Origin of the sequence: Aliivibrio sp. S4MY1 (genome assembly GCF_028765545.1) — a bacterium.
Lineage (GTDB): Bacteria > Pseudomonadota > Gammaproteobacteria > Enterobacterales > Vibrionaceae > Aliivibrio.
The window spans coordinates 106,554-130,960 of the sequence record NZ_JARACP010000001.1 but is presented as its reverse complement, the minus strand read 5'-3'; the positions used below and the strand labels follow the sequence as shown (position 1 = coordinate 130,960).

At 40.6% G+C, this 24,407-nt stretch carries 35 protein-coding genes and 1 other RNA gene; 7 read left to right on the top strand and 29 right to left on the bottom strand.

The features are described from left to right. Positions 1-171 precede the first annotated feature (171 nt). The 3 genes from nadK (at position 172) to bamE (ending at position 3,436) form a co-directional block, all read left to right on the top strand. Positions 172-1,056: an NAD(+) kinase gene (gene nadK, locus PVK71_RS00695; protein ID WP_274417435.1), complete on the top strand. Its 885-nt coding sequence runs from the start codon at positions 172-174 to the stop codon at positions 1,054-1,056. Positions 1,057-1,182: 126 nt separating this feature from the next. Beyond that, positions 1,183-2,850, top strand: coding sequence for a DNA repair protein RecN (gene recN, locus PVK71_RS00690; protein ID WP_274417436.1), 1,668 nt, complete (start codon positions 1,183-1,185; stop codon positions 2,848-2,850). A 229-nt stretch (positions 2,851-3,079) separates the two neighbouring features. Then, positions 3,080-3,436, top strand: a complete 357-nt coding sequence (gene bamE / locus PVK71_RS00685) for an outer membrane protein assembly factor BamE (protein WP_130087813.1) — start codon at positions 3,080-3,082, stop codon at positions 3,434-3,436. An 81-nt stretch (positions 3,437-3,517) separates the two neighbouring features. Here bamE and PVK71_RS00680 read toward each other — a convergent pair whose 3' ends face one another. Then, on the bottom strand, positions 3,518-3,829 hold the full coding sequence (locus PVK71_RS00680) for an RnfH family protein (RefSeq protein ID WP_130045015.1): 312 nt from the start codon (positions 3,827-3,829) through the stop codon (positions 3,518-3,520). Next, positions 3,816-4,253 carry an SRPBCC family protein gene (locus PVK71_RS00675; RefSeq protein ID WP_274417438.1) on the bottom strand — a complete coding sequence of 146 codons (438 nt, stop codon included), beginning with the start codon at positions 4,251-4,253 and terminating at the stop codon, positions 3,816-3,818. Before PVK71_RS00675 ends, PVK71_RS00680 begins: the two co-directional genes overlap by 14 nt. Before the next feature lie 101 nt (positions 4,254-4,354). Here PVK71_RS00675 and smpB point away from each other — a divergent pair, with 101 nt between their 5' ends. Both smpB and ssrA read left to right on the top strand, forming a co-directional pair. Then, positions 4,355-4,840, top strand: a complete 486-nt coding sequence (gene smpB / locus PVK71_RS00670) for an SsrA-binding protein SmpB (protein WP_130047804.1) — start codon at positions 4,355-4,357, stop codon at positions 4,838-4,840. A 73-nt stretch (positions 4,841-4,913) separates the two neighbouring features. Next, positions 4,914-5,280: a transfer-messenger RNA gene (gene ssrA / locus PVK71_RS00665) on the top strand. A gap of 134 nt (positions 5,281-5,414) precedes the next feature. On the opposite strand, the gene PVK71_RS00660 is transcribed toward ssrA, so the two are convergent. From PVK71_RS00660 to PVK71_RS00595, 14 genes are all read right to left on the bottom strand, one after another. After that, entirely contained in the window at positions 5,415-5,774 is a 360-nt protein-coding gene (locus tag PVK71_RS00660; RefSeq protein WP_274417439.1) for an Aca2/YdiL-like domain-containing protein, read from the bottom strand. A 43-nt stretch (positions 5,775-5,817) separates the two neighbouring features. Beyond that, positions 5,818-6,024 (bottom strand): hypothetical protein, encoded by a 207-nt coding sequence (locus PVK71_RS00655; protein WP_274417440.1) that lies wholly within the window; start codon positions 6,022-6,024, stop codon positions 5,818-5,820. Positions 6,025-6,168: 144 nt separating this feature from the next. After that, complete coding sequence (locus PVK71_RS00650) at positions 6,169-8,055, bottom strand: hypothetical protein (RefSeq protein WP_274417441.1); 1,887 nt, start codon at positions 8,053-8,055, stop codon at positions 6,169-6,171. A 35-nt stretch (positions 8,056-8,090) separates the two neighbouring features. Beyond that, positions 8,091-8,195, bottom strand: coding sequence for a GpE family phage tail protein (locus PVK71_RS00645; RefSeq protein WP_269082211.1), 105 nt, complete (start codon positions 8,193-8,195; stop codon positions 8,091-8,093). Positions 8,196-8,230: 35 nt separating this feature from the next. Beyond that, on the bottom strand, positions 8,231-8,500 hold the full coding sequence (locus PVK71_RS00640) for a phage tail assembly protein (protein WP_274417442.1): 270 nt from the start codon (positions 8,498-8,500) through the stop codon (positions 8,231-8,233). Beyond that, complete coding sequence (gene gpM, locus PVK71_RS00635) at positions 8,493-9,200, bottom strand: phage terminase small subunit (RefSeq protein WP_274417443.1); 708 nt, start codon at positions 9,198-9,200, stop codon at positions 8,493-8,495. The genes PVK71_RS00640 and gpM overlap by 8 nt, the downstream gene beginning before the upstream one ends. Before the next feature lie 15 nt (positions 9,201-9,215). Continuing rightward, positions 9,216-9,581, bottom strand: coding sequence for a phage tail tube protein (locus PVK71_RS00630; RefSeq protein ID WP_274417444.1), 366 nt, complete (start codon positions 9,579-9,581; stop codon positions 9,216-9,218). Positions 9,582-9,606: 25 nt separating this feature from the next. Next, positions 9,607-10,740 (bottom strand): phage tail sheath subtilisin-like domain-containing protein, encoded by a 1,134-nt coding sequence (locus PVK71_RS00625; protein WP_274417445.1) that lies wholly within the window; start codon positions 10,738-10,740, stop codon positions 9,607-9,609. Beyond that, positions 10,740-10,907, bottom strand: coding sequence for a DUF2635 domain-containing protein (locus tag PVK71_RS00620; RefSeq protein WP_274417446.1), 168 nt, complete (start codon positions 10,905-10,907; stop codon positions 10,740-10,742). Before PVK71_RS00620 ends, PVK71_RS00625 begins: the two co-directional genes overlap by 1 nt. Further along, positions 10,908-11,429 (bottom strand): phage virion morphogenesis protein, encoded by a 522-nt coding sequence (locus PVK71_RS00615; protein WP_274417447.1) that lies wholly within the window; start codon positions 11,427-11,429, stop codon positions 10,908-10,910. It lies immediately after the preceding gene. Next, on the bottom strand, positions 11,420-11,893 hold the full coding sequence (locus PVK71_RS00610; RefSeq protein WP_274417448.1) for a phage tail protein: 474 nt from the start codon (positions 11,891-11,893) through the stop codon (positions 11,420-11,422). The genes PVK71_RS00615 and PVK71_RS00610 overlap by 10 nt, the downstream gene beginning before the upstream one ends. Then, positions 11,893-12,342: a head completion/stabilization protein gene (locus PVK71_RS00605; protein WP_274417449.1), complete on the bottom strand. Its 450-nt coding sequence runs from the start codon at positions 12,340-12,342 to the stop codon at positions 11,893-11,895. The genes PVK71_RS00610 and PVK71_RS00605 overlap by 1 nt, the downstream gene beginning before the upstream one ends. 111 nt (positions 12,343-12,453) lie before the next feature. Next, positions 12,454-13,488, bottom strand: coding sequence for a phage major capsid protein, P2 family (locus tag PVK71_RS00600; protein ID WP_274417450.1), 1,035 nt, complete (start codon positions 13,486-13,488; stop codon positions 12,454-12,456). A gap of 61 nt (positions 13,489-13,549) precedes the next feature. Beyond that, positions 13,550-14,362 (bottom strand): GPO family capsid scaffolding protein, encoded by an 813-nt coding sequence (locus tag PVK71_RS00595; protein WP_274417451.1) that lies wholly within the window; start codon positions 14,360-14,362, stop codon positions 13,550-13,552. Between the two features lie 134 nt (positions 14,363-14,496). Between PVK71_RS00595 and PVK71_RS00590 the strand changes: the two genes are divergently transcribed. Together PVK71_RS00590 and PVK71_RS00585 are read left to right on the top strand one after the other, a co-directional pair. Beyond that, the gene (locus PVK71_RS00590) at positions 14,497-16,260 is read left to right on the top strand and encodes a terminase large subunit domain-containing protein (protein ID WP_443111700.1); all 1,764 of its coding nucleotides are present in this window, start codon (positions 14,497-14,499) and stop codon (positions 16,258-16,260) included. 41 nt (positions 16,261-16,301) lie between these two features. Further along, entirely contained in the window at positions 16,302-17,243 is a 942-nt protein-coding gene (locus PVK71_RS00585) for a phage portal protein (RefSeq protein WP_274417561.1), read from the top strand. A gap of 146 nt (positions 17,244-17,389) precedes the next feature. Here the strand turns inward: PVK71_RS00585 and PVK71_RS00580 are convergent, their stop codons facing one another. The 13 genes from PVK71_RS00580 to PVK71_RS00520 all read right to left on the bottom strand — a co-directional run bounded on the left by PVK71_RS00580 (position 17,390) and on the right by PVK71_RS00520 (position 24,405). Next, positions 17,390-17,740, bottom strand: coding sequence for a hypothetical protein (locus tag PVK71_RS00580; protein WP_274417453.1), 351 nt, complete (start codon positions 17,738-17,740; stop codon positions 17,390-17,392). 1 nt (position 17,741) lies between these two features. Continuing rightward, the gene (locus PVK71_RS00575; RefSeq protein WP_047863515.1) at positions 17,742-17,900 is read right to left on the bottom strand and encodes a hypothetical protein; all 159 of its coding nucleotides are present in this window, start codon (positions 17,898-17,900) and stop codon (positions 17,742-17,744) included. A gap of 47 nt (positions 17,901-17,947) precedes the next feature. After that, positions 17,948-18,334 carry a M15 family metallopeptidase gene (locus PVK71_RS00570; protein ID WP_274417454.1) on the bottom strand — a complete coding sequence of 129 codons (387 nt, stop codon included), beginning with the start codon at positions 18,332-18,334 and terminating at the stop codon, positions 17,948-17,950. 1 nt (position 18,335) lies between these two features. After that, complete coding sequence (locus PVK71_RS00565) at positions 18,336-18,569, bottom strand: hypothetical protein (RefSeq protein ID WP_274417455.1); 234 nt, start codon at positions 18,567-18,569, stop codon at positions 18,336-18,338. Positions 18,570-18,709: 140 nt separating this feature from the next. Beyond that, complete coding sequence (locus PVK71_RS00560) at positions 18,710-18,943, bottom strand: hypothetical protein (RefSeq protein WP_274417456.1); 234 nt, start codon at positions 18,941-18,943, stop codon at positions 18,710-18,712. Continuing rightward, complete coding sequence (locus PVK71_RS00555; protein WP_274417457.1) at positions 18,919-19,941, bottom strand: reverse transcriptase domain-containing protein; 1,023 nt, start codon at positions 19,939-19,941, stop codon at positions 18,919-18,921. The genes PVK71_RS00560 and PVK71_RS00555 overlap by 25 nt, the downstream gene beginning before the upstream one ends. 263 nt (positions 19,942-20,204) lie before the next feature. Further along, entirely contained in the window at positions 20,205-20,567 is a 363-nt protein-coding gene (avd, locus tag PVK71_RS00550; protein WP_274417458.1) for a diversity-generating retroelement protein Avd, read from the bottom strand. Positions 20,568-20,589: 22 nt separating this feature from the next. Next, positions 20,590-21,615, bottom strand: coding sequence for a phage major tropism determinant (locus PVK71_RS00545; RefSeq protein WP_274421720.1), 1,026 nt, complete (start codon positions 21,613-21,615; stop codon positions 20,590-20,592). A 13-nt stretch (positions 21,616-21,628) separates the two neighbouring features. Continuing rightward, positions 21,629-22,324, bottom strand: coding sequence for a phage tail-collar fiber domain-containing protein (locus tag PVK71_RS00540; RefSeq protein ID WP_274417460.1), 696 nt, complete (start codon positions 22,322-22,324; stop codon positions 21,629-21,631). Then, positions 22,321-22,794 (bottom strand): hypothetical protein, encoded by a 474-nt coding sequence (locus PVK71_RS00535; protein WP_047863479.1) that lies wholly within the window; start codon positions 22,792-22,794, stop codon positions 22,321-22,323. The genes PVK71_RS00540 and PVK71_RS00535 overlap by 4 nt, the downstream gene beginning before the upstream one ends. After that, positions 22,776-23,828, bottom strand: coding sequence for a baseplate J/gp47 family protein (locus tag PVK71_RS00530; RefSeq protein ID WP_274417461.1), 1,053 nt, complete (start codon positions 23,826-23,828; stop codon positions 22,776-22,778). Before PVK71_RS00530 ends, PVK71_RS00535 begins: the two co-directional genes overlap by 19 nt. Then, on the bottom strand, positions 23,825-24,211 hold the full coding sequence (locus tag PVK71_RS00525) for a phage GP46 family protein (RefSeq protein ID WP_274417462.1): 387 nt from the start codon (positions 24,209-24,211) through the stop codon (positions 23,825-23,827). The genes PVK71_RS00530 and PVK71_RS00525 overlap by 4 nt, the downstream gene beginning before the upstream one ends. Then, positions 24,208-24,405 (bottom strand): hypothetical protein, encoded by a 198-nt coding sequence (locus tag PVK71_RS00520; protein ID WP_274417463.1) that lies wholly within the window; start codon positions 24,403-24,405, stop codon positions 24,208-24,210. Before PVK71_RS00520 ends, PVK71_RS00525 begins: the two co-directional genes overlap by 4 nt. Between the last annotated feature and the right edge of the window lie 2 nt (positions 24,406-24,407).

Here is a 24,407-nt window from a genome sequence, read left to right as displayed (position 1 = left end):
CTTCTCCAGAATGCTGATGACTAGCTATATAAAGCGATCTTAATACAAACCAAGGCGTCGCTCTATACGCAAATTAAAACTTTGTCATTATTATGGGGACTAAATAAAGCGATTCAAGCATAATAGTACGAATTGTAACATTTGTTCCCCATTTCATGATGGATGATAGATATGAAAACACATTTTAACGTTATCGCCATTATTGGTAAGCCAAGAGATCCAAGTGCAATAAAAACCCATTTAGCACTCTATACTTGGCTAACTAAGCTAAATTACTCAGTATTATTAGATGATCGCCTACGTGAAGCTTTGCCCGATATTCCTGATGAATGCTTCAAACATTTATTGGTTTTAGGAGAAAAAGCGGATCTCGCTATTGTTGTTGGTGGTGACGGTAATATGCTTGGGGCTGCTCGAGTGTTATCTCGTTTCGACATATCTGTCATTGGTGTAAATCGTGGGAACCTTGGTTTCTTAACCGATCTAGATCCTGATAATTTTGAAGAGCCATTAACCGCAGTTCTCAATGGTGAATTCGTTAAAGAAGAACGTTTCTTACTCGAAGCGGAAGTACATCGTCATGGCCAAATAAAGAGTCACAATTCCGCCTTTAATGAGGTGGTACTTCACCCAGGTCAAGTCGCACATATGATCGAATTTGAAGTCTATATTGATGATAGCTTTGCTTTCTCTCAGCGTTCAGATGGTCTAATTATTTCGACACCAACAGGGTCAACCGCTTATTCACTCTCTGGTGGCGGTCCAATTCTGTCACCAAACTTAAACGCTATCTCTATTGTCCCTATGTTCCCACATACACTTTCAAGCCGCCCACTGGTGGTTGAAGGAAGACGTCATATTAAACTTTTCATCTCCCCTGAGAATCGCAGTGCACTTGAAGTCAGCTGTGATGGGCAGGTATCTCTACCTGTAAGTCCAGGAGACGAGGTCCATATTTATCAAAGTCCAAATAAGCTAAAACTCATTCATCCGAAAGATTATAGCTACTATCATGTACTTAGAAATAAACTAGGTTGGTCTAGTAAACTGTTCTAGTGTTATCGACTAATAAAAGATAAGCCACTCACAAAAAGTTTAAATTCACTTTACTGTATAAAGAAACAGTATATACTGTTTCTTTATACAGTGTTTTTAGTGTTTGAATTTCGCAGAGAATGGCTTATGTTGGCACATATTAAAATTACTCATTTCGCAATCGTAAAATCGTTAGAATTGGATTTAACCAAGGGCATGACCACTATTACAGGTGAGACTGGTGCAGGTAAATCTATTGCTATTGACGCCCTTGGATTATGCTTAGGCGATCGCGCTGAAGCGTCAATGGTTCGTCAAGGAGAAGAAAAGGCAGAGATTACCGTCCTTTTCACATTAGAGAACAACCTTAACGCTAAGCGATGGTTAGAAGATAATGAACTTTATGACGGTAATGAATGTATTTTACGCCGTGTCATCACTAAAGAAGGTCGCTCTCGTGGCTTTATCAATGGTAGCCCTGTTCCTGCTACACAGTTAAAAACATTGGGCCATTTATTGATCAACATTCATGGTCAACACGCTCATCACGAACTAATGAAACCTGAATACCAATTAAATATGTTGGATCAGTATGCAGGTCACGTCTCTCTATTAAACAAAACGCGCAGCCGTTATCAAGCATGGCGTCAAGCTGACAACGCATTAAAGCAAATGATCAAGCACAGTCAGCAAAACGAAGCGCAAAAACAACTGATCGAATACCAAATCAAAGAGCTAAACGAACTGGCATTAGGCGAAGAAGAATTCGTCCAGCTCGAAGAAGATCATACACGACTCTCTAACTCTGGCGAATTGGTTGACTGTTGTCAGCAAGCAGTTTCAGTTCTATACGAAAGCGATGAAGTTAATGCGCTTCAGTTACTGCAATATGCAAATAATTATATCCAACAATTAGGCCAACTTGATCCTAAACTTGCTCCATTATCAGAGATGCTTAATGAGGCAATGATCCAAGTTGAAGAAGCCAACCATGAGATCAAAAACTATTTAGATAATATTGATGTTGATCCCGAGCAAATCTCTTTTGTAGAAGAGCGTTTTAGCCGAGTAATGTCTATGGCTAAAAAACACCACGTACTTGCTGAAGAATTATATGAACACCATCAACAGCTTTTGGCTGAATATGATCGCCTTGATTGCTCTGATGAGAAACGCGAACAACGCGAACAAGAAGTAGAAGAACTGAAGCAACACTTCTTAGAAGCCGCGCATAAACTAACAAAAAGCCGTCAGCGTTATGCTAAAGAATTGAATAATAAAATTACCGAAAGCATGCAAACATTAAGCATGGAAAAAGCAGTATTTGATATTCAAATTGAAAGTGATGCTGTAAGTAAAATCTCACCGCTTGGGATTGATACCTTATGCTTTAAAGTTTCAACCAACCCAGGGCAGCCATTACACCCTATTGCCAAAGTAGCCTCTGGTGGTGAGTTATCACGTATTTCATTAGCTATTCAAGTGATCACGGCTCAAAAAGTGGATACCCCAAGTCTTATTTTCGATGAAGTTGATGTGGGTATTAGCGGACCAACCGCAGCAGTTGTTGGGAAAATGCTACGTACTTTAGGTGAATCTACCCAAGTATTATGTGTTACCCATTTACCTCAAGTTGCAGGTTGTGGTCACAATCAACTGTTTGTTGCTAAGCACACCAACTCAGGTAAAACGGAAACTCAAATGCGAGCATTAAGCACAGAAGAACGTATTAAAGAATTAGCAAGGCTACTAGGTGGAACCAGAATTACCTCTCATACCTTAGCCAATGCGAAAGATCTGCTAAGTGCCGCGTAATACTAATCGCAGAACATGACGGATCATCCTTGTTCACAAAAATAAAGCCAATATCATGATTTGATATTGGCTTTTTCATTAGTGCTAACTGATAAAATTCATACGTTCAATGCAACTAGATTCAAAGTTTAGGGTCAAAACACACTCAGAACACGCTTAACCTTTTTACTTCTTAGGCTAGCTTGTTTATCATCTATTTAATTATTTTAAAGGCTAAGCTGTACGAACTATGCAATTCAAAAAATGGATCATTGCTCTACCCCTTGCTGTTGGGCTTCTGGGTGGTTGCTCGCTATTAGAACCATTGGTATATCGAATCGATATTGCCCAAGGTAATTACGTCGAGCAGGAAGCCGTCGACAAACTGCGATTTGGAATGACAAAACAACAAGTGCAGTTTGTTATGGGCTCGCCAATGCTTGTCGAATCAGGCTACCCAAACACATGGTATTACATTTATCACTTCACTCATGGCCATGAAAACGCGATTCAAAAAAACATGATCGCTTATTTTGACGATAACGGAAACCTGACAAATATCGACGGTGATTTCCCTATGAGCGATAGCTTCTTCGAGAAAATCTAATTTTTTAAGACGTTAAAAACAAAAAAACCGGACATCGTTTAACGATCTCCGGTTTTTTGTTATCTATATTGGGTCAATAAACTATTTTTTCGCCGCCGCTTTCTTTGCTTGTTCCGCTCTTTTTCGACGAATTTCTTTTGGATCAGCCAATAATGGACGATAAATTTCAATGCGATCTTTATCTCTAATCGTTGCGTCCAATTTTACATTACGACTAAAGACACCCACTTTATTCACTTTTAAATCGATCTCAGAATAACGCTCTAATACACCAGATTGCCTAATGATCTCTTCTACGGTTTGTTCTGCTTTTACAGCAAGCTTAAAAACCACTTGCTCCGTTGGTAGTGCGTAAACCACTTCAACGTGGATCATCTCATTAATTACTGACATAAACCTGCTTCGCTCTTTGAGTAAATGAATTCACCATATTATTCGTTAGCTCTTGAAATACTTTACCAAACGCCACTGCAACTAACGCATTTGAGAACTCAAAATCTAATTTCAATTCAACTTTACATGCCGTTTCATCTAACGCCATAAAGTGCCAACCGCCAGTCAATGACTTAAAAGGACCATCTACTAAGCTCATGCCGATCACTTCTGAGTCAACCAAGGTATTCTTTGTCGTAAATGTTTTCTTTATCCCAGCTTTAGCGACATCAACAGAAGCCACCATCGCATGCTCTGATTGTTCTATGATTTTAGATCCTGAGCATCCTGGTAAAAATTGAGGGTATGACGCAACATCGTTGACTAAATCGTACATCTGCTTTGCGCTAAACGGCACTAATGCAGATCGGCTAACCTGTGGCATAAATTATCCTTTACATTATAGAGGTAAGCATCATACCATCTTGATGTTAAGAGCCAAACTACTTCCCCAACTCTCAACTAATAACGTATAATGTGGGCATTATGGCAAAGAAAAAATCTAAAGATAAAGCGGGCAGTAATACCATTGCTATGAACAAGCAAGCTCGCCACGAATATTTCATTGATGATGAAATCGAAGCTGGAATCGAACTCCAAGGCTGGGAAGTTAAATCTCTTCGTTCTGGTAAAGTAAATATCGCGGAAAGTTACGTTTATGTCCGTGATGGTGAAATTTTTATTAGTGGTATGAACATCACTCCACTACAAGCGGCATCAACTCATGTTGTAGCGAATCCTACTCGTATTCGTAAATTACTAATGAGCCGCAAAGAAATCGATAACCTTATTGGTCGTGTAAACCGTGAAGGTATGACGTTAGTAGCAACAACAATGTACTGGGTTCGCTCTTGGGCGAAAATCAAAGTTGGCGTAGCTAAAGGTAAAAAACTGCACGATAAACGTACAGATTCAAAAGAAAAAGACTGGAATCGAGATAAAGCACGAATTATGAAGAGTAGTTTGCGTTAATTTCAACCAGTTAGACTGATACTAACTAGACAGACGCTGTTTTTCTGTTAGTATCATCAGGTAACAAAACTTTGGGGCTGATTCAGGATTCGACGGGAATTTTGAAACCCGAGGAGCATGTCGTGGGGCGGTTGGCCACGTAAAAAGCCGCAAAAAAATAGTCGCAAACGACGAAAACTACGCACTAGCAGCTTAATAACCTGCTTAGAGCTCTCCTGCCCTAGCTTCCGTTTGTAAGACGGGGAATAACAGGGGATCAAACCCAAACGAACTAGAATGGATTCTCCCACCTGAGAGATGAAGTTCGAATTATAATTCAGGTTAGCCATAAGATAGCGTGTCGGTTCGCAGTTTTACGGTGAAATTAAAGATCGACTAAACATGTAGCGCCAACGGTGAACGGTTTTCGGACGGGGGTTCAAATCCCCCCAGCTCCACCAATTTAAACCCCTGTAATCAATAGGTTACAGGGGTTTTTCGTTTTAATGGCGGTTAAATGGCGGCTGTTTTATTGGTATTCACAAAGAGTGTGCATTAACAAAAATAGGCATTAGCTAACCTAATGCCTCGATTATCAATCTATAGTTTCCTCTTCGCGCCACTTGTCGGCTTCTATTTCGCAAAGCAAAGCAGTTGCAACTGACTGAGCTAAGCGCCATTTCAACTCATTCCCCGTACCGCCAGAGATTTTATATTCATCAAAAGATTCAAAGTATCTATAATTAGGATCGGCCTCATCAAACTCTACTTTCAATCGATCTAATCGAGTAAGGGCGAGCATTTGGATTACCCTAGAAACATCATTAGGGATAGCTCTATCGCCCTTTTCCCATCGTTGCCATGTGCGAGGTTCACATTCTCCAATCAATGCAGCAGCCTCGCTCACTTCAAGAAACAACAATCGTCTAAGCTGTTTTAGCTCGTTATTTGTCATAATAAAACTCCAAAATAAAAGGGCCTTATTGGCCCCAAGAAAATTACTGGCAATCAACCCAGCGCTTGCCGTCCTCTTTATAAGCTAACCACGAACCATTAATTGCTTCAATACGCATTACAGTACCGTGGAAACGCTGATTTTTTGATGCAATACGTTTAGCTTGAGATAGTGAACTTGTCTCGATTTGAGTGCCCTCACGTTCTGAATTGATGTTTTGAACTTCTTTGATGATGTATGCAGTTTTCATATATATCTCACTTTCTTGAGTTGATTCGAACCAGTTCCGAACCGTTGAATATATTATGGTCGCAATAGCGACCATTTGCAAGCGTTAATTTGAAATTATTTTAACTCAACCGATACACTCTTAAATCCGAATACCCATTAAACATTAATAACTCATGCTCATATTGCCGAGATTCAAATTTAAATCCGTGCCCTTTTCGCTTGTTACTTTATCCACGCTTACTGGCTTATCTGATTTGATAGTTAAACTGACTTCTGATTGACTTCTTACGGTTTGATTTGTTAACGGTGCCGCTTTTGACATTGGAATAATATTGCCTGATAAACTTTGCTGCTGGGCCGTTGCTGAACTCGTGGTCGTTTGATTCACGGTTTCATCGGTTGTGATCCCAAGCTTGGCATTTTTATCTTTCAGGTTTGCCATCTTATCTTTGATTTTATCAACCTCAGCCCCTGCAGCATCCGCTGATGTTTTCCAACCATCTGGAATAAGAGAATCCGGTAACATATTAAATAGAGACTTGATACCATCTAGCACCCCGCCAATACATGATCTAACTACATTAAATATCGGTTCCAAAAGTTCTAATTTATCTAACAAATAAATTATACCAACTACTGCACCGCCAATTGCCGCCACCATCATCCCGATTGGGTTTGCCATTATGACGGCATTAATTCCAATCAATGCAATTTTTACTATGGCGAGTGTCGCCAATATCCCTTTAAAGTTTTCAGATGCAAACAGAATAACGTTACCCAAAAACTTAAACGCATTGATAGTGCCCTTTACCGTATCTCTCAACTTTGCTACCGCTTTATCTCTCCATTTTATGTTTTTCATGTTCGTGGCCAGCGTGCCAAACATTACTGACAACTCTTTCATGATAGGAGTAAGCGCATGGATTTTTAAAGACTCAACAATAATCCCCATGGTTTTTATTGTTGAAGTGAACTCTGCAGCGCTCTTTGTTGATTCTTCACTAACTGGCCCACCTGTTTCTTGTAATTGTTGCCTCGCTTTATCTAACCCATCCGTTCCTGATTTAAGAACGGTGAGCATTTTCTCACTGTCTCCACCAAAGAACTCATCAGCCATAAAGTTTTGCTTTGCGACATCTTTCTCTGCAGATATTTCACGAACTAATACTTGATAGGCTTCCATTGAGTTTTTTGCGTTTTTTAAATCTTCATACGCTTTTTGATTACCAGTATCTTTGAAGTAATCATTCATTGAACCTGAGCCAAAAGATTTCATCTCACCCCAGCGCAATGTCATTTCTTTTAATGCGGCATCCATATCACCCGCTTCGGCATTAACCCCTTTCGCTTGAAGCCTTAGTGCTTGCAACTCACCCACTGGCATGCTGATGTCTCTTGCTGCACTTGATAATTCATTTATCTTATCTGCAGTTTCTGTGACTGCTGCACCAACCCCCGCTAACGAACCAATCATAGCAATACTGCCAACTGCCATGCCTTGGCTCTTTTCAAAACTAGGCATCTTAATAGATTTACTTAAACGATTTAGCGGTGACATTGTGGCTTGTAATCGTTCATATCGCTTGCTAACAACATCAATTCGCTTTGCGTGATGTAACTGACTTTTAGATAAGCGGTCAAACTCATTATCTAACTTACTAACATCTACCCCTGTTTTTTGCATTCGCTTACTGGTGTCATGAAGGGCATTTTCATAGGCCTTATGATTATCAGCAAGCTTATCCACTTTCTCTTGTTGCTTTACTAGCTTATTGGTTAGTGCTGCACTTGGCTCGTCTGTTTCCGCCATTTGCTGTTTAAGTTTAAGTAAGGCTTCGGCTGCGGCTTCTCCCTCTAATGCGTTTTTATCCAGCTCTTTTTGTATTTGTTGATATGATGCGATCATCGTTAATGCGGCCGAATCATCCGATTGCGCTTGCTGAATCGACTTGATTTTTTTCGCATAATAATCTGAATCACTGCTCATGGTTTTTAATGGCTTTGTTGTTTTGTTTACAACATCCATTACAACCGATAAATTCATTTTCATATTTTTGTCTAAAATGTAGATATAAAAAAAGAGAGCTAAGTGCTCTCTTGTTGGTGTCGAACTCGCGCTTCTTCTCGAAATAAAATTAAATCGCTTAAGCTGAGTTTATCTATTTCACTTGGCTGCCAATGAAACACCACTGCTAGGTCGGCGTAATACGTTTCAACCCGCTCAATTAGCGCTTCATATCCACGAAAAAAGAGGCTATTTCCGTCATTAATGGGGCGAAGTTTTCAGTCTCCATATTCAAAATATCTCGCTCATTTAATTCGGAGATACGAGGAAGTAAGATATATGCCGCATCAAAATGCATTTCACATACCTGGACTAAATTCAAACCACGCAGATCACCGGCTGTCGGTTTGCGAAGCTCTAACTCTGATACTTCTTTACCATCAACTTCCATCGGTGTTGCCAGTTTTACTTTGAACATTTTATTACTCATGCCCTAACGCCTCTTTTAATTCTTTTACTCGGATTTTACGTCCGCCTTTATTTGGATCAATGGCCATCACGACTTCATACAATGCCAATGCTTCTTCGTTCATTTCAGCATCAAACAGTAGATCACCCGCGAGGCGAAACATTTTCACTTTTAGTGGCGCATTAGTAGCAAGTTTGCCTTCCAGCACATCGTTAACCGCACCACTTAACAACGCCGTGTTAAACGTTTTTTTGGCTTTATATGCTTCTTCTGAATATTTAAAAACAATATCACAATACGCAGTTTGTCCATTTGACTTCCAATTTGCAGGGGCATTTAACCCATTCAAAATGGCCGCTTTAAAATCATCATGAATTTGCAATAAGAAACCACAATCCACTTGCCACTGATAAAACCACCAAACTACATCAAGCCCTTCCAGATTATTGCCATGTGACTTGAGCAACTTGTTTATCAGTGGGGTGTATTTTTTTATGAGTTCTTTTTTAAATGGCACTTTTTCGTTAGAACCAGCGAGCGTTCTTGAGTATTCCAAATCCATTTTTAAAATATTCTGGATCTCATCCCACGGCTTTTCTTCTAGCGGCGCTCTTTGTGCTGGTGTCGATTCGGCTTCTACTCGTTCCATTTCATTTAATTGGACTTGGTGAATATCTTGCTTTGCCGTTCGAGCCTTTCGTTTCAATAATAACGTGTACATATCACCCCATTTTTATTATTGAGATATTAATTCATAGCCGTAAAACGTTACTTCTAACTGACCATCTTTAACACTTAACTCCAACGGATCACCAACCCACGCATTCATTAATGTGTAGCTTTTTCCGCTGTTTGTGTTTAGCGTGAGGTTTTCACCTGTAAAATTTCGGATGGCCTCTTCATCCGTCGTTTTAGCGTGAGCAATTGTTACTTTAATGAATGGGGCACCATCAAACACTTCACCATGCCCCAACACGCCAGAGTCGCCCATTACTGGCTCTCGCTTTAAACCACCAAAATTAATTGTTGCGCCTTCTTTGGTTGGTAATCGTCCTAATGAACCGGCATCTAAAAAACCACGCGATGTGATTACTGTACTCATAACTTACTCCAAGAAACTCATTGAGTTACTTTCTAAATTGAATCTTACCTGCGGTAATAATCAAACCATTGATAAATTGAGGGCTGTCCTGATAATTAATTCGGCTTTTATTGTTTGTATCTAACTCAACAATTAACGATTTCTTATAGCCTTCAAAATCTTGAACAATACCTTGATACTCTAATTCTTTATAAAGCGTTAACAGTGCGCCCTTGATCATGCTTGGGGTAGCAATGACTTGCCCAGGTGCAAAGTTGGTTACGTCTTTCGCTAATTTATGACGACCATATTTGCTTTGAATTAATGAACGTTGCTTTTGTCGAAAATACATTGCTGTGGCTGGTGTCATTAGATCTAAATAACTGTTATCAGCCACGCCTGCTGCGTTTTCTGTGTATGCCGTTACTGGACGCTCAACCATGACTTCACGAGCGGATGAAACGGTGTAAGTTCCCATACCTTCATGCAGCAATAAGTTGCGTTCTGCCCAGTCGAACTCATTTGCAGCAATAGAGTAAACACCGTTTAGCTTTAATGTTTGCAATGGGCGACAAGGATCATTAGCTAACGATGGGGCAATTTGTCCGGCCCATGCTGCCAATGCTTCTGCTTCACTTAATTCGGTATTCGCTGAATCACCTACATCATTGATTGACATAAAACCAATTAATGGGCAGTTAGATTTTGAACCAAATGTCACTAGCTCGGCGTGATTGGCTTTTTTGGCTAAATACGCAATACCAGGGATCATTTGCAACGCTTCATAACGTTTATCCAAAAACTCACCCAACTGGCGAATACTGGCATCGTCGTTTAATGAACAGATAATGTGATGATATTGCTTATCACCCAACGCAGCTAAAGCGCTAACTAAATCCGAACCTTCAACGCTAACCGCATAAATCGGCATGCTTTCGTTTTGCTTAGTGAAGTATTTCAGCATTTTAGTGATGTCTGATTCACCAAACTGATCACGAGCTGAATCTTCATTCATGCAAAGTACCACGGTATTTGCTGCCACTTTCGCATCAGCAATCGCATTACCAATCACAAGAACAAGCTGTTGGTCTTCTGCGCTGTTTGCCAGGCTATTATCAATTTCAATATAGATACCGGGTACTAATGCATTGTTTGGAACTTCGCTAAAACTAATGCTCATTATTCGGTTTCCTTTATTTTTTTTGTTTTAACAATTTCGACTGACCCTTCTTTTAGACGGCGTAACCAATAGATGTTTCTTGGCTTTTCTTCCCCTGTCTTTTTTAATGGCTGTCGTGTTTCAGGATCACGGACAAGCAATCCTTTTACTGGCTTTAGTGTTAGCATTTAACTCTCCACGCTTGCTTTGTAATGTTCGGCCACCATGGCAAGCAACTCTCGCTCAAACGATGGTGTCCAACCGATAATGGTTCGCTTTGGCATTTTATAGTTGCGTTTTACGGCTGTTCCGCCTTCCCATCGACTGGTGTTTGAATTGTAGTAACCTTTCACTCTCGTCGTAAAAGAGACGCTTTTACCTTCATTGTGTACTTTGGCCATATTGCCAACTACGCCAGCCAAACCCACTTCAAAGTCATCTTTACTTACTCTGGTTCTTAATGCGCGACCAAACCCAAGCAGCATGTTTTTATTGTCTTTCGCTTTTTTGGTCTTGCTGTCTAATGTAATTTTTCGTCTGGCTCTTTTCTTATAGGCTTTACCATCAATATCACGCTGCTGTCGGATCTGCTGCCTAAAAAACTGTCGAGAACGGTTGGCCAATCGTCGATTTAATTCAAATGCTTCTGCATCAGTTAACAGCAAGTTGTTAATTGCATGGCTTAATTGCTCTGGGCTAGTTAACTGCATGATGGCGGTAAATCCTTGGGCCCATTGATGAACTGAAGTGATAGTAAATCCTCTTCTACCACCGCCTCTTCAAATTGACTGACACACTCGTATCGAATGCCATTTTGCAACCAACTGCCCTTTTCATTTTCAATGAGTGAATAGGACTCTTGGATATCAATTCGCAACTTAATATCGCACTTGCCTTTATCTAACAGTTCTGTCGCAAAGGATGGAGGGTCTAACCCTTTTTCTTCACGGGCCACATCGTATTTATTAAGCCAGGCGATCAGATGCATCATTAAAATATGCGGTTGAATCTCTGCTGAATAGATATCAACCAGAACGGTATAAGCAATATCAAACCCATCAACAATCAAGCCTTGGGTACATATCAACTCGCCATCTTCTGCCCACACGTTTAAGTGTTGAGGTTCAGTAACATGATGGGCAAATAACTCACTTAAACTTTGCAGCGCTTTCATTACACCACCGCAAAAAAGTAGGTTTCTTTACCGTTCAGCAATAAATCAATCGCACGACGATATTGAACTAATGCATGATCAGCTTTTGCTTGAATGGCCTCTTGTCTGTCTGCTGCTTCTTTTGTTGCATTCATGCTTAATTGATTGTTAACAATGGCATTCGCAGCTAATGAAAATACCGCTTGTTTGTATAACAGCGTTCCTGTTTGTGTTTCACCAAACCGATCCATTGATAACGCATCCAGTGTTTTAAACGGTGCGATGGTTTCCATTAGCTCACGATTTACTGTCACTCTCGCAACGGTTGCATTGTGTAAAATTCCCGCTTCTGTTTCATCGCTCAAAAAATGAAACACACGCTGAAACTCTGATATTGCTAGTTCTGGATAGATATCTGTCTTTGGTAGCACCGATGCATATTCTTCGTCTTTATTTCCAACAAACTGCATAAGAACCTCGTTAGGTGCAGGCTAAACACTTAGCTAATAGCAAAACATAAACTCTTTTGATAAAGCGGTGTTTGCCTGCATGGGGGGTGTACTTTTATTGAATCAGTGTGGTTATACCCACGCGCCATCAATCCATAATTTCACGTTATCAAACTCAAGCGCTGCCGCTTTTGCTAACTGCTCAACAACATAAGCCATGTTCATTGATTCAAAGTTTTCAATTTGATCACGCTTATCATTCTTCACTGCAACAGAGCGTCGAATTGAATCTTTTTGAATGTAAAGCGAAAGGTTCTTAAAGCTTGTGACAAAAATCCCCGTTGGCGGGAACGATGGCGGACAGAACGCAGGTAAACCGCCGTAAGTGCCGATCACTTGTTTGTCTTCAATTAATGATTTCTCACTCGGTGTGTTGCCGTGTGCTGCATAAAATTTAGCTTTATCGTATGCAAGAAGATCAGAACCAATTAGGGCGACTAAATCATTTGCATTTGCGCATTCATCAGCAAGTAATCCCTTCACGTTCATCACGGCCAAATCAAGATTAATAAAATCACCGCCTTCACCAATGCGAATTTCATTTGCGGTTTCACCTTGAGTCAACATTGCATCAGGATTGTTGTCACGAATGGCTTGTAACCAACCTTTACATACGTCTTCACCGTTTGGATTTACCTTGGCATCAGTATCTTCTGCACAAGATTCACCGTACCAGCCAATCGTCACTTTATTCATGTCGATTTGCTCTCGCGTTTGCGAGTTAATGAGTTGATTAAAATTAGGTAGGTGCGCAAACGCATCTAACTGTTCGTAACGAATGTGCGAATCAAAATCCACTTTTTCACACAAATACGGCATCGGCTTCATGTTGTATACCGCTTTTGTTTGGCGCTCTTTGCCTGCTTTTGTGTTTGTTCGGCTCGCAATCATTCCTGTCACGCCAAGGCCAATCGCTTCACCTTTTTGGTTGCTTACTGGCACAATATTAATTTTACCCAGCAACCAATTTCGCTCACGAATTTGAGCAATGATTTTTTGAGCGCCATTGGGCGTAACATTAAATTTTTCCGTTACATCCGATACGTTATTTGATGCAGCAACGGCTTTTTTATAACCCTCTACTGCTAATTTTGTTTTCTTTTGCATTATTTAAAATCCACTATTTTTTAGAATAAAAAGAGAAGGAGAAAGATCACTAAACGACTATTTATAAATACTCAGTGTCGCCATCGACACCCGCTAGGTTTCGGTTTGGTTCGTCAGTGATGTTGCTTAGCTTGGTTACCACGTCGTCCAACTTAGTCGATAACGCATCCACTTTTTCTGCCAACTCTGTTTCATTATTTTCTTCTTCAACAGGGGCACTTTCTTCTTTGTTAAGCGTTGCTGCTAAACTTGTTACCTGAGCTGTCAATGCGGTAACCGCTGCAGTTTGTGCTTGCAGTAATTCTTTTAATTCTTCGTTCATGTCTTCACTCTCTTCTAATGATTGAGTTTTATCCGGCTCACCTAAGCTCAGAAGTTGTTTAAGTCTCGACAAGAATTTACGGTCTTCTTGTACGTCTACGTCAATATTGTTTGATAAATCATCTTTGCTAATGGTCGCCCCACTGCTGAAGTACGATTTATCTTTGTCTTTTTCTTTTGCCGACAAGTGCATTTCAGTCGTGCCGACGGATGCTGGATCATCAGTTAATGCTAATCCGGTCAAGTAGCTTTTACCCGTCCCTTGAAAATTGGATTGAATTTCACATGAGGTATGAAGCAACTGCCCTTTTTCAATTGTGCTCAGCAAAAGTGAATTTGGCTTTAACACTGCGAATAACTGATCATCTCGTTTTTCAACAGAAACGACTGAACCAAACTTCTCACTCCATGACCAATGTTCTTCATTAATTCGAGCGTTATAGCGTTTTGGGTCATACGTCTCTGCAATATCGTCAATGACAGATTGCTCAATATTACGGCCATCTACTGTCGGCCCTGCTGTTAAGATGCAAATCGGCTCTGATGCAAACATGCTGCTTATCTCCTAAATTTTCTGATTTTAATTTAGCGAAAATACACGTCTTTTTATATTCATCCTGTTTCTATATTCGGTATATAGAATCCTGATTTACTGAGGGATTTCTTTTGTTATTGCACACTGTAATGATGAAAATGAACTCACCAATTCCACCTGAAAAACCTATTTACACCCAAGTGCAGACTTGCGCTCTGGGGTATTACTTACGCCAGTACAAAACCGCTGAAATTGCCGAAGCGTTGGATATTGCGCCAAGAACGGTTCAACAATGGATTGCTAAATTTGGTTGGAAACAAATGCGTGATGATGCGCCCGTTGAGTTGATGCTTCGACAACGAATTGCGTATTTGCTCTGGGTAGACCAAAAGCATGAATCTCAGCTCAAAGAGCTTGAAACGTTACTTGAACAAAAATACAAACGTGACGCAGCTGAACGTCGCCGAAACACGCCAAAACAAAATGGCGGTTATGTTGATGAGAAACGCGGAAGACCGAGCAATAAAGTTAAAAATGATATTTCTTGTATTACTGCTGAGATGCTTGCTGATTTTCGTGAGAAAACATTCTTTGCGTATCAAAAAGACATTCACGCTCAAAAATGCAATGACGAATTAAACGAGTTCCGTTTTTATTTGAAATCTCGCCAAATCGGTTTGACGTATTACTTTGCTTTTGAAGCCTTTGAAGATGCGATCATGAATGGTGATAACCAGGTGTTTTTGTCTGCATCTCGTAAGCAATCTGAAATATTTAAAAACTACATTCGCAAATTTGCGCTTGAGATTGGTGACGTTGAACTGAAAGGCAAAGATGAGCTGCAATTAAGCAATGGTGCCACGCTTTACTTTTTATCTACGAACGCAAGAACGAGCCAAGGCTTTAACGGCCACGTTTATTTTGATGAAGTGTTTTGGATCCCTAAATTTGGTGAATTAGATGATTACGCTGGCGGTATGTCTATTCAATCCAAATACCGCACTACTTATTTATCTACGCCATCAACGACAGCTCACGAAGCTTACCCAAAATGGACAGGTGACAAATCACTTGGCATTGATATTAGTCACAAAGCATTGAAAAAAGGCTCACTTGGCAGCGATGGCATATTCCGCCAAATTATTACGATTGATGATGCGATTGAAGGCGGCGCTACGTTCTTCAATATGGACAAACTACGCCGTAAATATCCTGACAAATCCGTATTTAATAACTTACTTCGCTGTGTGTTCTTAGATGATGCTTCGTCTTTCTTTAGCATTAAATCACTGCTTGCTTGTAAGACTGATACAGATAACTGGAAAGATGTTGATTTCGAATCGCTTCACCCGGTTGGCCGTCGTGAAGTACTTGTTGGATATGATCCGCGAGGGGGCGGACAAGGTGAAGGCGCAGATGATGCTGGTTTAATTGTTTCTCTTAAGCCAATTATTAAAGGGGGGGCGTTCCGATTTATTGAACGTGTTCGCTTAAAAGGCTCTAGTTATGAAGATCAATCCGCTGCAATTGAAGCTATTTGCAAAAAATACAATGTCGTTTATTTGGCCATTGATGTGGGCGGTGTCGGCTCTGCTGTTGCGGAGTTAGTAAGAAAATTTTATCCAGGCTTAACTACGTTAGATTATTCTCCGGAAATGAAGCGAATGATGGCATACAAGGCTCGTGAAATTATTAATGCGGGCCGACTTCAATTTGATAATGAGTGGGATGACTTGGTGCATTCTTTCTTAATGATCCGTCAACATACAACAAAAATGAGCAATCAAATTACATTTGTGTCTGCTCGTAACAAAGTAGGCTCTCATGCTGATTTAGCCTGGGCAGCAATGCACGTTTTACATTGGGAGCCTATCGACATTTTACGCGATGACTCAACCACCGTTTCATTCTTATAAGAGAGTATATTTTGATAACTTTTGACGTACCTGAAAGTGTAATGACGAGTGATATTCTCAGTTACATGGAAACCGCACTTGTTGATGGGTTATATGAACCACCCATCCCACTTGAAACACTTGCAAAAGCAACACGCGCAAATGCTATGCACGGCTCTGCATTATATGTAAAAAGTTGCATGGCTTCATATACTGCAAAATTATCTCCAATCATCAGTAAGCGTGATTTTAAACGCTTTATTTATGATTACTTGGTGTTTGGTAATGCGTATTTATTGATTGTGCGAAATGCATTTAATGATGTTGTGAAAATAAAGCATTTACCCGCGCTTTATATGCGAGCACAAGCCACTATTGGACGGTATACCTATAAACCAAATGCTTACAATGACGAGGGACGCATTGATTATAAACAAGGACAGGTTTTTCACTTAAAAGAGTACGATATTTGCCAAGAGATATACGGCATGCCGCAATACATCGGCTCTCTAAGTTCAATCTGGCTAAATGAAGATGCTACCTTATTTCGCCGAAAGTATTACATCAACGGTGCACATGCGGGTTATTTGCTTTACATGAATGATCCGAATTTAACCGCCGAACAAGAAAAAGAGATTGAACACAAATTAAAGCAACAAGCAGGAATTGGAGCGTTTAAAAATTTATACATTAATGGTAAGGGCAAAGATGGAAAACCGCCAGAACTGACACCAATCGGACAAGTTGAAGCCAAGGATGCATTTAAAGATGTGAAAGGCATGACGACAAATGACGTACTTGCTAGTCATCGCATTCCATTAGATTTAATGAGCATTGTTCGTGAGGGATTCAGCTCAAGCGGTGATTTAAATAAAGTGGACCGTATTTTTTATAAGAATGAATTGGTACCGCTTTTAGAATCGGTTTGTGAACTCAATGATTTTATTGATGCGGATGTGATTTCAATTAATGATTACGTGGCGTTAGATCAGAGCGCTGCATAAGTTCAACAAGAGAACGATGCTTTGCTCTGCATTCTTGATATTGAATAATAACCGCTCTTGTCCATTTGGCATGAGCGGTTTTTTCTATTGTTGCTGGTAACGGTAACGGATCACAAAGTGTAGTTAAAGCGCTATCAATTGAACGATTAATATTTATTTGCTGTGTTGATGATATGCTGCAATTCGAGCAACTCGTTATCATCAATGTTATTGCACTGACAAGAACCGCTTTCTTGATGCGTAAATGTGAAATCATATTGCGCCACTTCTTTATCAAATTGATATTGCTTATTTAAATACTGCTCAACTATTACTTTGTCTTTAGCTATGTCTTTATTTGTTTCATCGACTATCTTGCGTGTTAGCTCTGTTTCTCTTGATTGCATTTGGAACATGGCAAGCTGAAAGCCGTTATCATGTCCTTGTCGATACACCCCCCAAACTGCAGCGATGACCAAAGATATACAGATAACAATTGTGATTAACTTAACTTGCATGTTATTGCTTCCCTGCGTCCATATAAAATTTACAGAAACCCACAAATACACCTGTTATTGCGGCGTACTGCACCAATGCGAATTCACTGTGCTTATCAATGGGTACCGCAAAAAAATAGTCGTTAAACTCAAGCCACATGTAACCGACAAATAAGCTCATTAGCTTTGGCCATAACCGCCATTTTTCAATGCGCTGGTGCATGTCATTTAACACAATTCAAAATGCATTAAGTCATCAAAATTATTGTCCTTAAGTTCATTATCTTTATCCCAGTCACCGCCCCAACGGATCGCAACCCCCATTGATGCACCAACACCAACAACTAAACCTGCAAAGTAACTGAATCGCTCTCGGTCATCTTCGTCGTACGGATATGGTGTCACATCTACAGCTTTACTTGGCATTTTATTGTGCTTGCTGTTTGGGTAACGAACTTGCGTATTACTTGCGGGTAATGCATTTTGCTCTTCTTCTGTTCTGTGACCACAAAGAATGGAGCAGTCACAAAGCTCAAGAACGCGAGTGAATACTTTTATTAAATCAGGGTGGCAAGTAGCTAAACGTGCCGCGCTTGTTTTACTGAATTTATTCATTTTATAACGCCTTAACTGCAGCAACGATTGCTGTGATGAGTGCGGCCAGTATTAATCTTACTAACCATGTTTTATCTGATTCTAATTTACCGATGCGCTCAGAATGTGACTCTTGCTTTGTGCGAGTCTCTGTTAGCATTTCAAGAACCTTTTTTAATGTTGTATTTTGCTCACGCGTTAATTCGACAAGATTGCTCATCGTTACATCAATACGCGCAATATCTTTCTCTGGCATGATTTACTCAATATTATTACTACTACGTTAGTGCTCAGTGTATCGCGCGCGTAAAACCAGTAATATTTGTGAACATCCTATATTCCAAATGTAGAAAACCCCGCACAATGGCGGGGCTTGATGGGTGAGGAGATTAATAACTATACATTAACTCCAAATCGTTCTAAAACCGACTGATCGATCTCATTTTCAAAGCGCTCAATCGGTTCGATGTACCCGTCATCACCTTCTTTTAATGATTTGTCATAATTTTCTGGATAAAAAGCATCATCATAACGAACAGAGATTGTTGCCATTTCAATGATTATTTCATCTGTTAAATTTGCCACTCTTGCATCATCTTGTGAATTTACGATTTTAGCTTTTCCGCGCATTGCTCTATCTCCAATGATTTAATTAAATTTTTACTATCTGCCCACTTCGCATGACCAAGCCATGACGCAAGAAAGCGGTTTAATTTTTCAGCATCGCCACTTTTTTTGTATCGTTTTATTTTGCGTTTTGCGGTTGCTACAGATTGCCGTCTTAATAATTTGTGAGTTGGCCATATTCTGTAACCAAGAAAATTAACGCCCTGATTTACATTTGTTACTGACCAGTGCGATAAATCTAACTTCATTACACTTTTACAAAACTCCTGCATCTCTTCTTGAAGACCTAGCATCTCAGCTTTGCTTTTTCCAAAGATAGCAATGTCATCCATATAACGAATGAAATCTTTTTGTTTTGCATTGTGTAGCAACCACTCATCAGCAATGGTTCCGTACACGTTAGCGAATAACTGGCTAGTTAGGTTCCCAATTGGAATACCTACTCCGTCAGTCGGTATAAATTTAGCGATTAAATCTAGCGTTTTCTTACAGCTTATTTTTGAGCGTATTCTTTTATGCAGCACAGCTCTGTCAATATTGTAAAAATAGCCTGAAAAGTCCGTCTTTAATATCCACACATCACCGCTATTTAATAACCTTCGCTGCATTGCTTGGCACTTTATTGCTCCGCTATGCGTTCCTTTTCCAGTTCTACACCCATAACTTTGAGTGTAGAAAGTGGATTCAAAAATTGGCTCTATGATGTTGTTTATCGCGTGCTGAACGACTCTATCCTTAAATGGCAACGCTGATATAACTCGGCGTTTTGGCTCAAAGATAATGAACTCTTTATGCTTGCCTGGATAATACGAGCCATCAAGAATCGACTTTGATATCAGCTCAATATTCGCTTCAAGGTAATCCATAAAAACCATGCCACCCACGCTTGATGGATTTCCTTTTCTGGCCTTTTGAGCAGCAAGAAGAATATTATCTTTACTTGCTATACTTTCGATTAATCTTTTTGTTTTCTTTCCCATAATGTCACGTTCGACTTTCACATATTGCTACTCGCCTACTGTGAACCTCGTAATGTATTCGCCTAAGCTGGTTGATATGGCTGACCACTTTTTTATTGTGGTCGCCCAAGGAGTCGTAACTACCTTGGCGCGGTGTAAATTGGTCACAGACGCCACGGGCCGCGATGTTGTTATTCGAGTTCCACGGCTCATTGTTCCAATTCGACGCACGAGAACCAGCATTGCCTGCATTGTCCCAATTGGCGCCAAAAAGCGAGGCGAAGCGTCCATATCTACCATTGTTTCTATTTTACTTTTCTAATCCACGCGTTGAGCATTGAACCGCACTCTGCTATTTGAATTAATGCCACTTCATGCTGCTTTTTCGTCAATAATCGACGGCGACTGTCAGTAGCGAACCGAATCAAATAACGAAGATTAGCAAGCCCTGCATCGCACAAATATAGCTTTGAGCGCTGGTTGCTTTTCCCTGCTTTTATAAATAAATCAACCTGCTCAAAAAGTGCATCTAATATTTTATTTCGCAGAACCCCGTGTATTCGTGGGGCATTTTGCATAATCGGATATAAGTAGTTAACCACTGCATCAAATTTCTTGATGATAATCATCTGGTCGCTGCTTATTACTGCATCTCGATATTGTTGCATTTAATCCACTCGCTCTCGCTCGTTACAAAAGGACCACGTGGTCACAGACGCCACGGGCCGCGACGATGTTAGTCGAGTACCACGGCTCATAGCTCCAATTCGACGCACGAGAACCAGCACCGCCTGCATCGCCCCAAACGGCGCCAAAAAGCGAGGCGCCAACGCCTTGCGAGCCTGCTGAGTACACCTTGCCCTCTCCATTAGTGTCCACCGCTTGCCAATCGTAACCAGATGAGCCATTTCCACGGTCCCAACATTCCGAGCCCCACTGATAATAATGACCAGAAACCTGTTCACAGCCGATAAGCGAACGTGCATTTACATCAAACTTTGTTTTAACTGGGTCAGTACCCACTGCGTAACCAGCCTTTGAGCCCTTAGCTAACACGCTAAACTCGTGATAATTTGGTAGTCGCTTTCCATACGCAGCTAAAACTTCAGTTGCAACATACTGAGAAAATGTAGTGTATTGCTCCGTTCCGTTGCCGCCCCATGCGAGAGGTTTTTTCGGCGGACTAGAACCATCTGCAATTTGGGCGTTATATGCAGAGGTTCCAAGCAAGTCTGGCGTAGTATTGAGGCAGTAAAGGTCAGCCCAGAAGTTATCACCAACCGCGATGGCCATGCCTCTTGGGTCTTTCGCTGTTGGTTTGAATTTCAAATCCCAGATTGAGCGTTCGTTAATTGTTCCATCTTGATAATGAAAGCCACCAATTCTTCGTGAGTTTTCGGAGGTGTAATTAACTGGGGCGGTAAAGTTACTAGAAACTATCAAGCCGTCTTGCGTTGCATATATTGCATAATCAGTGCCGACCGAAAGAGTTGGTAATGTGATGCCCAAGCCGTCCGTTGCTTTTAATGTAAAGTCTGCAACTGTTACTACAACGTCACCATTTACTATAAGTTGATCGCCGCTTTTCCGAAATGCTGGCTCTAGCAATAATGACTTTGAAAAAACTGACGTAGAATTAAGCGCAAGTAACTCTGCTATTGCTACGCTTTTCCCAGAGGCTTTATCTGTTAAGCGCTCAATTACAAGTTCACTCATTTTTCCATCCTTTCTATATAGTAAGTGTTGAGTTCTGACCGACCGTGACACTAACGCCGCTAGCGATAGTTATCTTAGGGCCGATGATGGTGGCGTTCATGTTGTCTGGTATAACTTCTGATTTTGAAATCACATTCGGTGAGAATGCAATAAGACCATTTGATTTGATAGCACCTAGTTTTCTCGATGCCCCATCAACTTCAACAGCCAACTTCAACGGCGTAATAAAATTGCTATCATTATCACCACTAGCCACTTGTTCATGCGTAGCAATTTTCGCAATACCTGCAACAATCTCTGTCGCATAAGGTGCCCCCATGATTTCAACTGTAATGTTGGCAACGCTTGAGGCTGACAGATTTAATTCGAACGCTTCTGTTACAACTGAGTTTTTGCGCTTAATAGATATCACTTCACCATTTCGGCTATCAACAGCAAAAAGAGTTCCATCTTCTAGGTGATACCCAAGTTCTTTACCTTCAAATTCATCTTTTCCAGCAAAAACTGCTTCACCATGCAATTGCCCTTGCCCCATATCTGCGCCACGACTTAAAGGCTCTCGCGCGACTTCATTTTTTAGCGCGGTTTGGCCTGCGGTAGGAATATACCCCTCTGTACCAACACTGATATAAGCAATTTTATAACTGACACCCAAATCACCTGCAGCGGTTGCGGCTGCAATGCCAGCATCGGTAATTAATAAACTCATTGAGTTACCTCGTATTTATGAACATTGCGAATATGCCGAGCATTGGCTATTTGCGTTTGTACGTTAATTGTTGCGTTGTAAAGCCATTCAATAGATGTGTGTGGCAAGCGCACTTTTTCAAACTCAAACCAGGCTTCTTCGCTGCGAACATCAGGACTTAATGACACATAAATAAAATTCGGTTTATCTTCATCATCAAAGACGGTCCCCGAATCATCGCCCGCAATGCCCACAAGCAACGCTTGATAATCACTTAATTTCCAGCCGAACAACTTTGCCGAAAAATCCGTTAACAACGACAGTTGAATTTCATCATTTGTCAGTTTGAAATCTGCAGCCATGCCAAGAATGACATTTGTCAGCTCTTTGTTATCTGCCTCTTGCCAATACTCTCCCTTCGGCAAGAACGCGCGAATGGCATTGGCAAAATCTTCTTCTGTGTACTCAACAGTTAATTCAGCGCTGTCCATGTTATGGCCCCCAACGTATGAACTTGAGTATTAGTAACAAACTGCTCTTCAGTTGGTTGCTTCACGATGTAATTAGATGTAATTGGAGCTATGGCCAGAACAATTTCAGTCGGCGTAATAGACTCAGGAACATACTCATTTGCAGCCGTGTTTCTTGCGCCCATTTTGCTTTTAAATAAATTCTCTAATGCAATGACAATGTTTGCTCTCACCACTTCATCATGAACATTTTGAATTTCAATTGGGATCGGTTTATGAGAAGGAATAACAACACTAGGGTGACAACCCGCCAACCGTTCTTTATCAATAAATTCTTGAACGATAGAAATAACCTCAGGCGATAACGTAGGATCATTCTCTTTTGTCCCGATGTACACTTGAACATGGCCAACCATCGGTGTGTTATCTAATGCCCATGCAAAATCAACATCGGTATGTGCGGACTTTGCCCAGCTCACGTAATCTTCTCGACGACCGATTTCTTCCCCTTTATTAAATGCTGTGCATACTCGTTGGCGCCAATGTTCTAACTCTTCAATATCAGAACCGGCATCAAAACCAAGACAAATAACATTATCAGGATTTACACCACCAATGCCTTTTGTCAGTTTAAGTATTGCACCACTGGGTAAATTACTTGCTGAACCAGACATCAATGCCATTGCGTCAATATCTTCATTGCTATATTGAGTTGACAGCGTTTCATACTCATTGCCAGTAATACTTTTTACTATCGTACCTTTTGGAATAACGACAGGATCACCAAGCTGCTCAAATCGAATAAAGCCCGTCGAAAATGTTGGCAATAAGCGCTCGGTCTTATGACGCTTAGCATGCAGATACAACCACGCTTCTGAACACGTTTCAGGGTGCAACTCTCGGAACAATTGATCTTGATAACCGTATTGTCCATAGCTCACACCTGCAATTGCACATGCTATCGCATCAATCGCTGGGTTATGTTGCCCTGTTTTTGCAATAAGCGTCGATGTCGCTCTATCAATTAATGACTTTAAACTTCTCTGCGTACTCATGGCTTAACCTCTATTTTTGAGCCATCGTTTAACGTTAATATCACGGTTCTACCAAGCTTAGTGGCTGATAACTTAACAACATTTACCGTTACCGTTTTAACGTGATTGTCATTCACTAACCAAGCCAGCGCTTCTTCGTAAAATCGCTTCGCTCTTCCTGCCGTTTGCTCGGTCAATTTTTCACGTTTTAATGTCCAATCTCGTGAACCGACACCGTCAACAAATTCATCACTCCAACATCCGCCACGTTCTGCGCTATCCATTCTCGCGCGATCATTTGCTGTTGATTCGGAATGATTCAATACACTTTGAAGCACGGCATGAGTTAACCCTTCTTTCGTGTTCATTGGGGCCGTCAATGCGTTTAAATTAAAATGACTCATGACACTTTATATGCTCCGGCTGAACTGCCTTTATCAACAATAACCATTGCGTTACTTGTTATTTCATCAATAACAGCATTAGCGATAGCCTCAGCCAAATCCGCGGCTTTAGCAAACTCGCCCTCAGTAACCATCCCTTTGCCATTCATTTCTTTTACTATTTTGGATTTTAATGAATCCTTACTTAATGCCATTA

Bases quoted from the DNA above. Each gene is read 5' to 3' on its own strand.
- PVK71_RS00560 (WP_274417456.1), bottom strand. From the start codon at position 18,943: ATGCGCGGAAAAGCTAAAATCGTAAATTCACAAGATGATGCAAGAGTG.
- bamE (WP_130087813.1), top strand. From the start codon at position 3,080: ATGCAATTCAAAAAATGGATCATTGCTCTACCCCTTGCTGTTGGGCTT.
- PVK71_RS00585 (WP_274417561.1), top strand. From the start codon at position 16,302: ATGACGAGTGATATTCTCAGTTACATGGAAACCGCACTTGTTGATGGG.
- PVK71_RS00655 (WP_274417440.1), bottom strand. From the start codon at position 6,024: ATGAAAACTGCATACATCATCAAAGAAGTTCAAAACATCAATTCAGAA.
- PVK71_RS00545 (WP_274421720.1), bottom strand. From the start codon at position 21,615: ATGAGTGAACTTGTAATTGAGCGCTTAACAGATAAAGCCTCTGGGAAA.
- PVK71_RS00565 (WP_274417455.1), bottom strand. From the start codon at position 18,569: ATGCCAGAGAAAGATATTGCGCGTATTGATGTAACGATGAGCAATCTT.
- nadK (WP_274417435.1), top strand. From the start codon at position 172: ATGAAAACACATTTTAACGTTATCGCCATTATTGGTAAGCCAAGAGAT.
- PVK71_RS00680 (WP_130045015.1), bottom strand. From the start codon at position 3,829: ATGTCAGTAATTAATGAGATGATCCACGTTGAAGTGGTTTACGCACTA.
- smpB (WP_130047804.1), top strand. From the start codon at position 4,355: ATGGCAAAGAAAAAATCTAAAGATAAAGCGGGCAGTAATACCATTGCT.
- PVK71_RS00600 (WP_274417450.1), bottom strand. From the start codon at position 13,488: ATGCAAAAGAAAACAAAATTAGCAGTAGAGGGTTATAAAAAAGCCGTT.
- PVK71_RS00595 (WP_274417451.1), bottom strand. From the start codon at position 14,362: ATGTTTGCATCAGAGCCGATTTGCATCTTAACAGCAGGGCCGACAGTA.
- PVK71_RS00575 (WP_047863515.1), bottom strand. From the start codon at position 17,900: ATGAGCTTATTTGTCGGTTACATGTGGCTTGAGTTTAACGACTATTTT.
- PVK71_RS00615 (WP_274417447.1), bottom strand. From the start codon at position 11,429: ATGCAGTTAACTAGCCCAGAGCAATTAAGCCATGCAATTAACAACTTG.
- PVK71_RS00535 (WP_047863479.1), bottom strand. From the start codon at position 22,794: ATGGACAGCGCTGAATTAACTGTTGAGTACACAGAAGAAGATTTTGCC.
- avd (WP_274417458.1), bottom strand. From the start codon at position 20,567: ATGCAACAATATCGAGATGCAGTAATAAGCAGCGACCAGATGATTATC.
- PVK71_RS00605 (WP_274417449.1), bottom strand. From the start codon at position 12,342: ATGCAGTTTGTTGGAAATAAAGACGAAGAATATGCATCGGTGCTACCA.
- PVK71_RS00525 (WP_274417462.1), bottom strand. From the start codon at position 24,211: ATGAGTCATTTTAATTTAAACGCATTGACGGCCCCAATGAACACGAAA.
- PVK71_RS00620 (WP_274417446.1), bottom strand. From the start codon at position 10,907: ATGCTAACACTAAAGCCAGTAAAAGGATTGCTTGTCCGTGATCCTGAA.
- PVK71_RS00540 (WP_274417460.1), bottom strand. From the start codon at position 22,324: ATGAGTTTATTAATTACCGATGCTGGCATTGCAGCCGCAACCGCTGCA.
- PVK71_RS00530 (WP_274417461.1), bottom strand. From the start codon at position 23,828: ATGAGTACGCAGAGAAGTTTAAAGTCATTAATTGATAGAGCGACATCG.
- PVK71_RS00640 (WP_274417442.1), bottom strand. From the start codon at position 8,500: ATGAGTAATAAAATGTTCAAAGTAAAACTGGCAACACCGATGGAAGTT.
- PVK71_RS00580 (WP_274417453.1), bottom strand. From the start codon at position 17,740: ATGCAAGTTAAGTTAATCACAATTGTTATCTGTATATCTTTGGTCATC.
- PVK71_RS00570 (WP_274417454.1), bottom strand. From the start codon at position 18,334: ATGAATAAATTCAGTAAAACAAGCGCGGCACGTTTAGCTACTTGCCAC.
- PVK71_RS00630 (WP_274417444.1), bottom strand. From the start codon at position 9,581: ATGAGTACAGTAATCACATCGCGTGGTTTTTTAGATGCCGGTTCATTA.
- PVK71_RS00520 (WP_274417463.1), bottom strand. From the start codon at position 24,405: ATGGCATTAAGTAAGGATTCATTAAAATCCAAAATAGTAAAAGAAATG.
- PVK71_RS00650 (WP_274417441.1), bottom strand. From the start codon at position 8,055: ATGAAAATGAATTTATCGGTTGTAATGGATGTTGTAAACAAAACAACA.
- recN (WP_274417436.1), top strand. From the start codon at position 1,183: ATGTTGGCACATATTAAAATTACTCATTTCGCAATCGTAAAATCGTTA.
- PVK71_RS00675 (WP_274417438.1), bottom strand. From the start codon at position 4,253: ATGCCACAGGTTAGCCGATCTGCATTAGTGCCGTTTAGCGCAAAGCAG.
- PVK71_RS00610 (WP_274417448.1), bottom strand. From the start codon at position 11,893: ATGAAAGCGCTGCAAAGTTTAAGTGAGTTATTTGCCCATCATGTTACT.
- gpM (WP_274417443.1), bottom strand. From the start codon at position 9,200: ATGTACACGTTATTATTGAAACGAAAGGCTCGAACGGCAAAGCAAGAT.
- PVK71_RS00625 (WP_274417445.1), bottom strand. From the start codon at position 10,740: ATGAGCATTAGTTTTAGCGAAGTTCCAAACAATGCATTAGTACCCGGT.
- PVK71_RS00590 (WP_443111700.1), top strand. From the start codon at position 14,497: ATGAAAATGAACTCACCAATTCCACCTGAAAAACCTATTTACACCCAA.
- PVK71_RS00660 (WP_274417439.1), bottom strand. From the start codon at position 5,774: ATGACAAATAACGAGCTAAAACAGCTTAGACGATTGTTGTTTCTTGAA.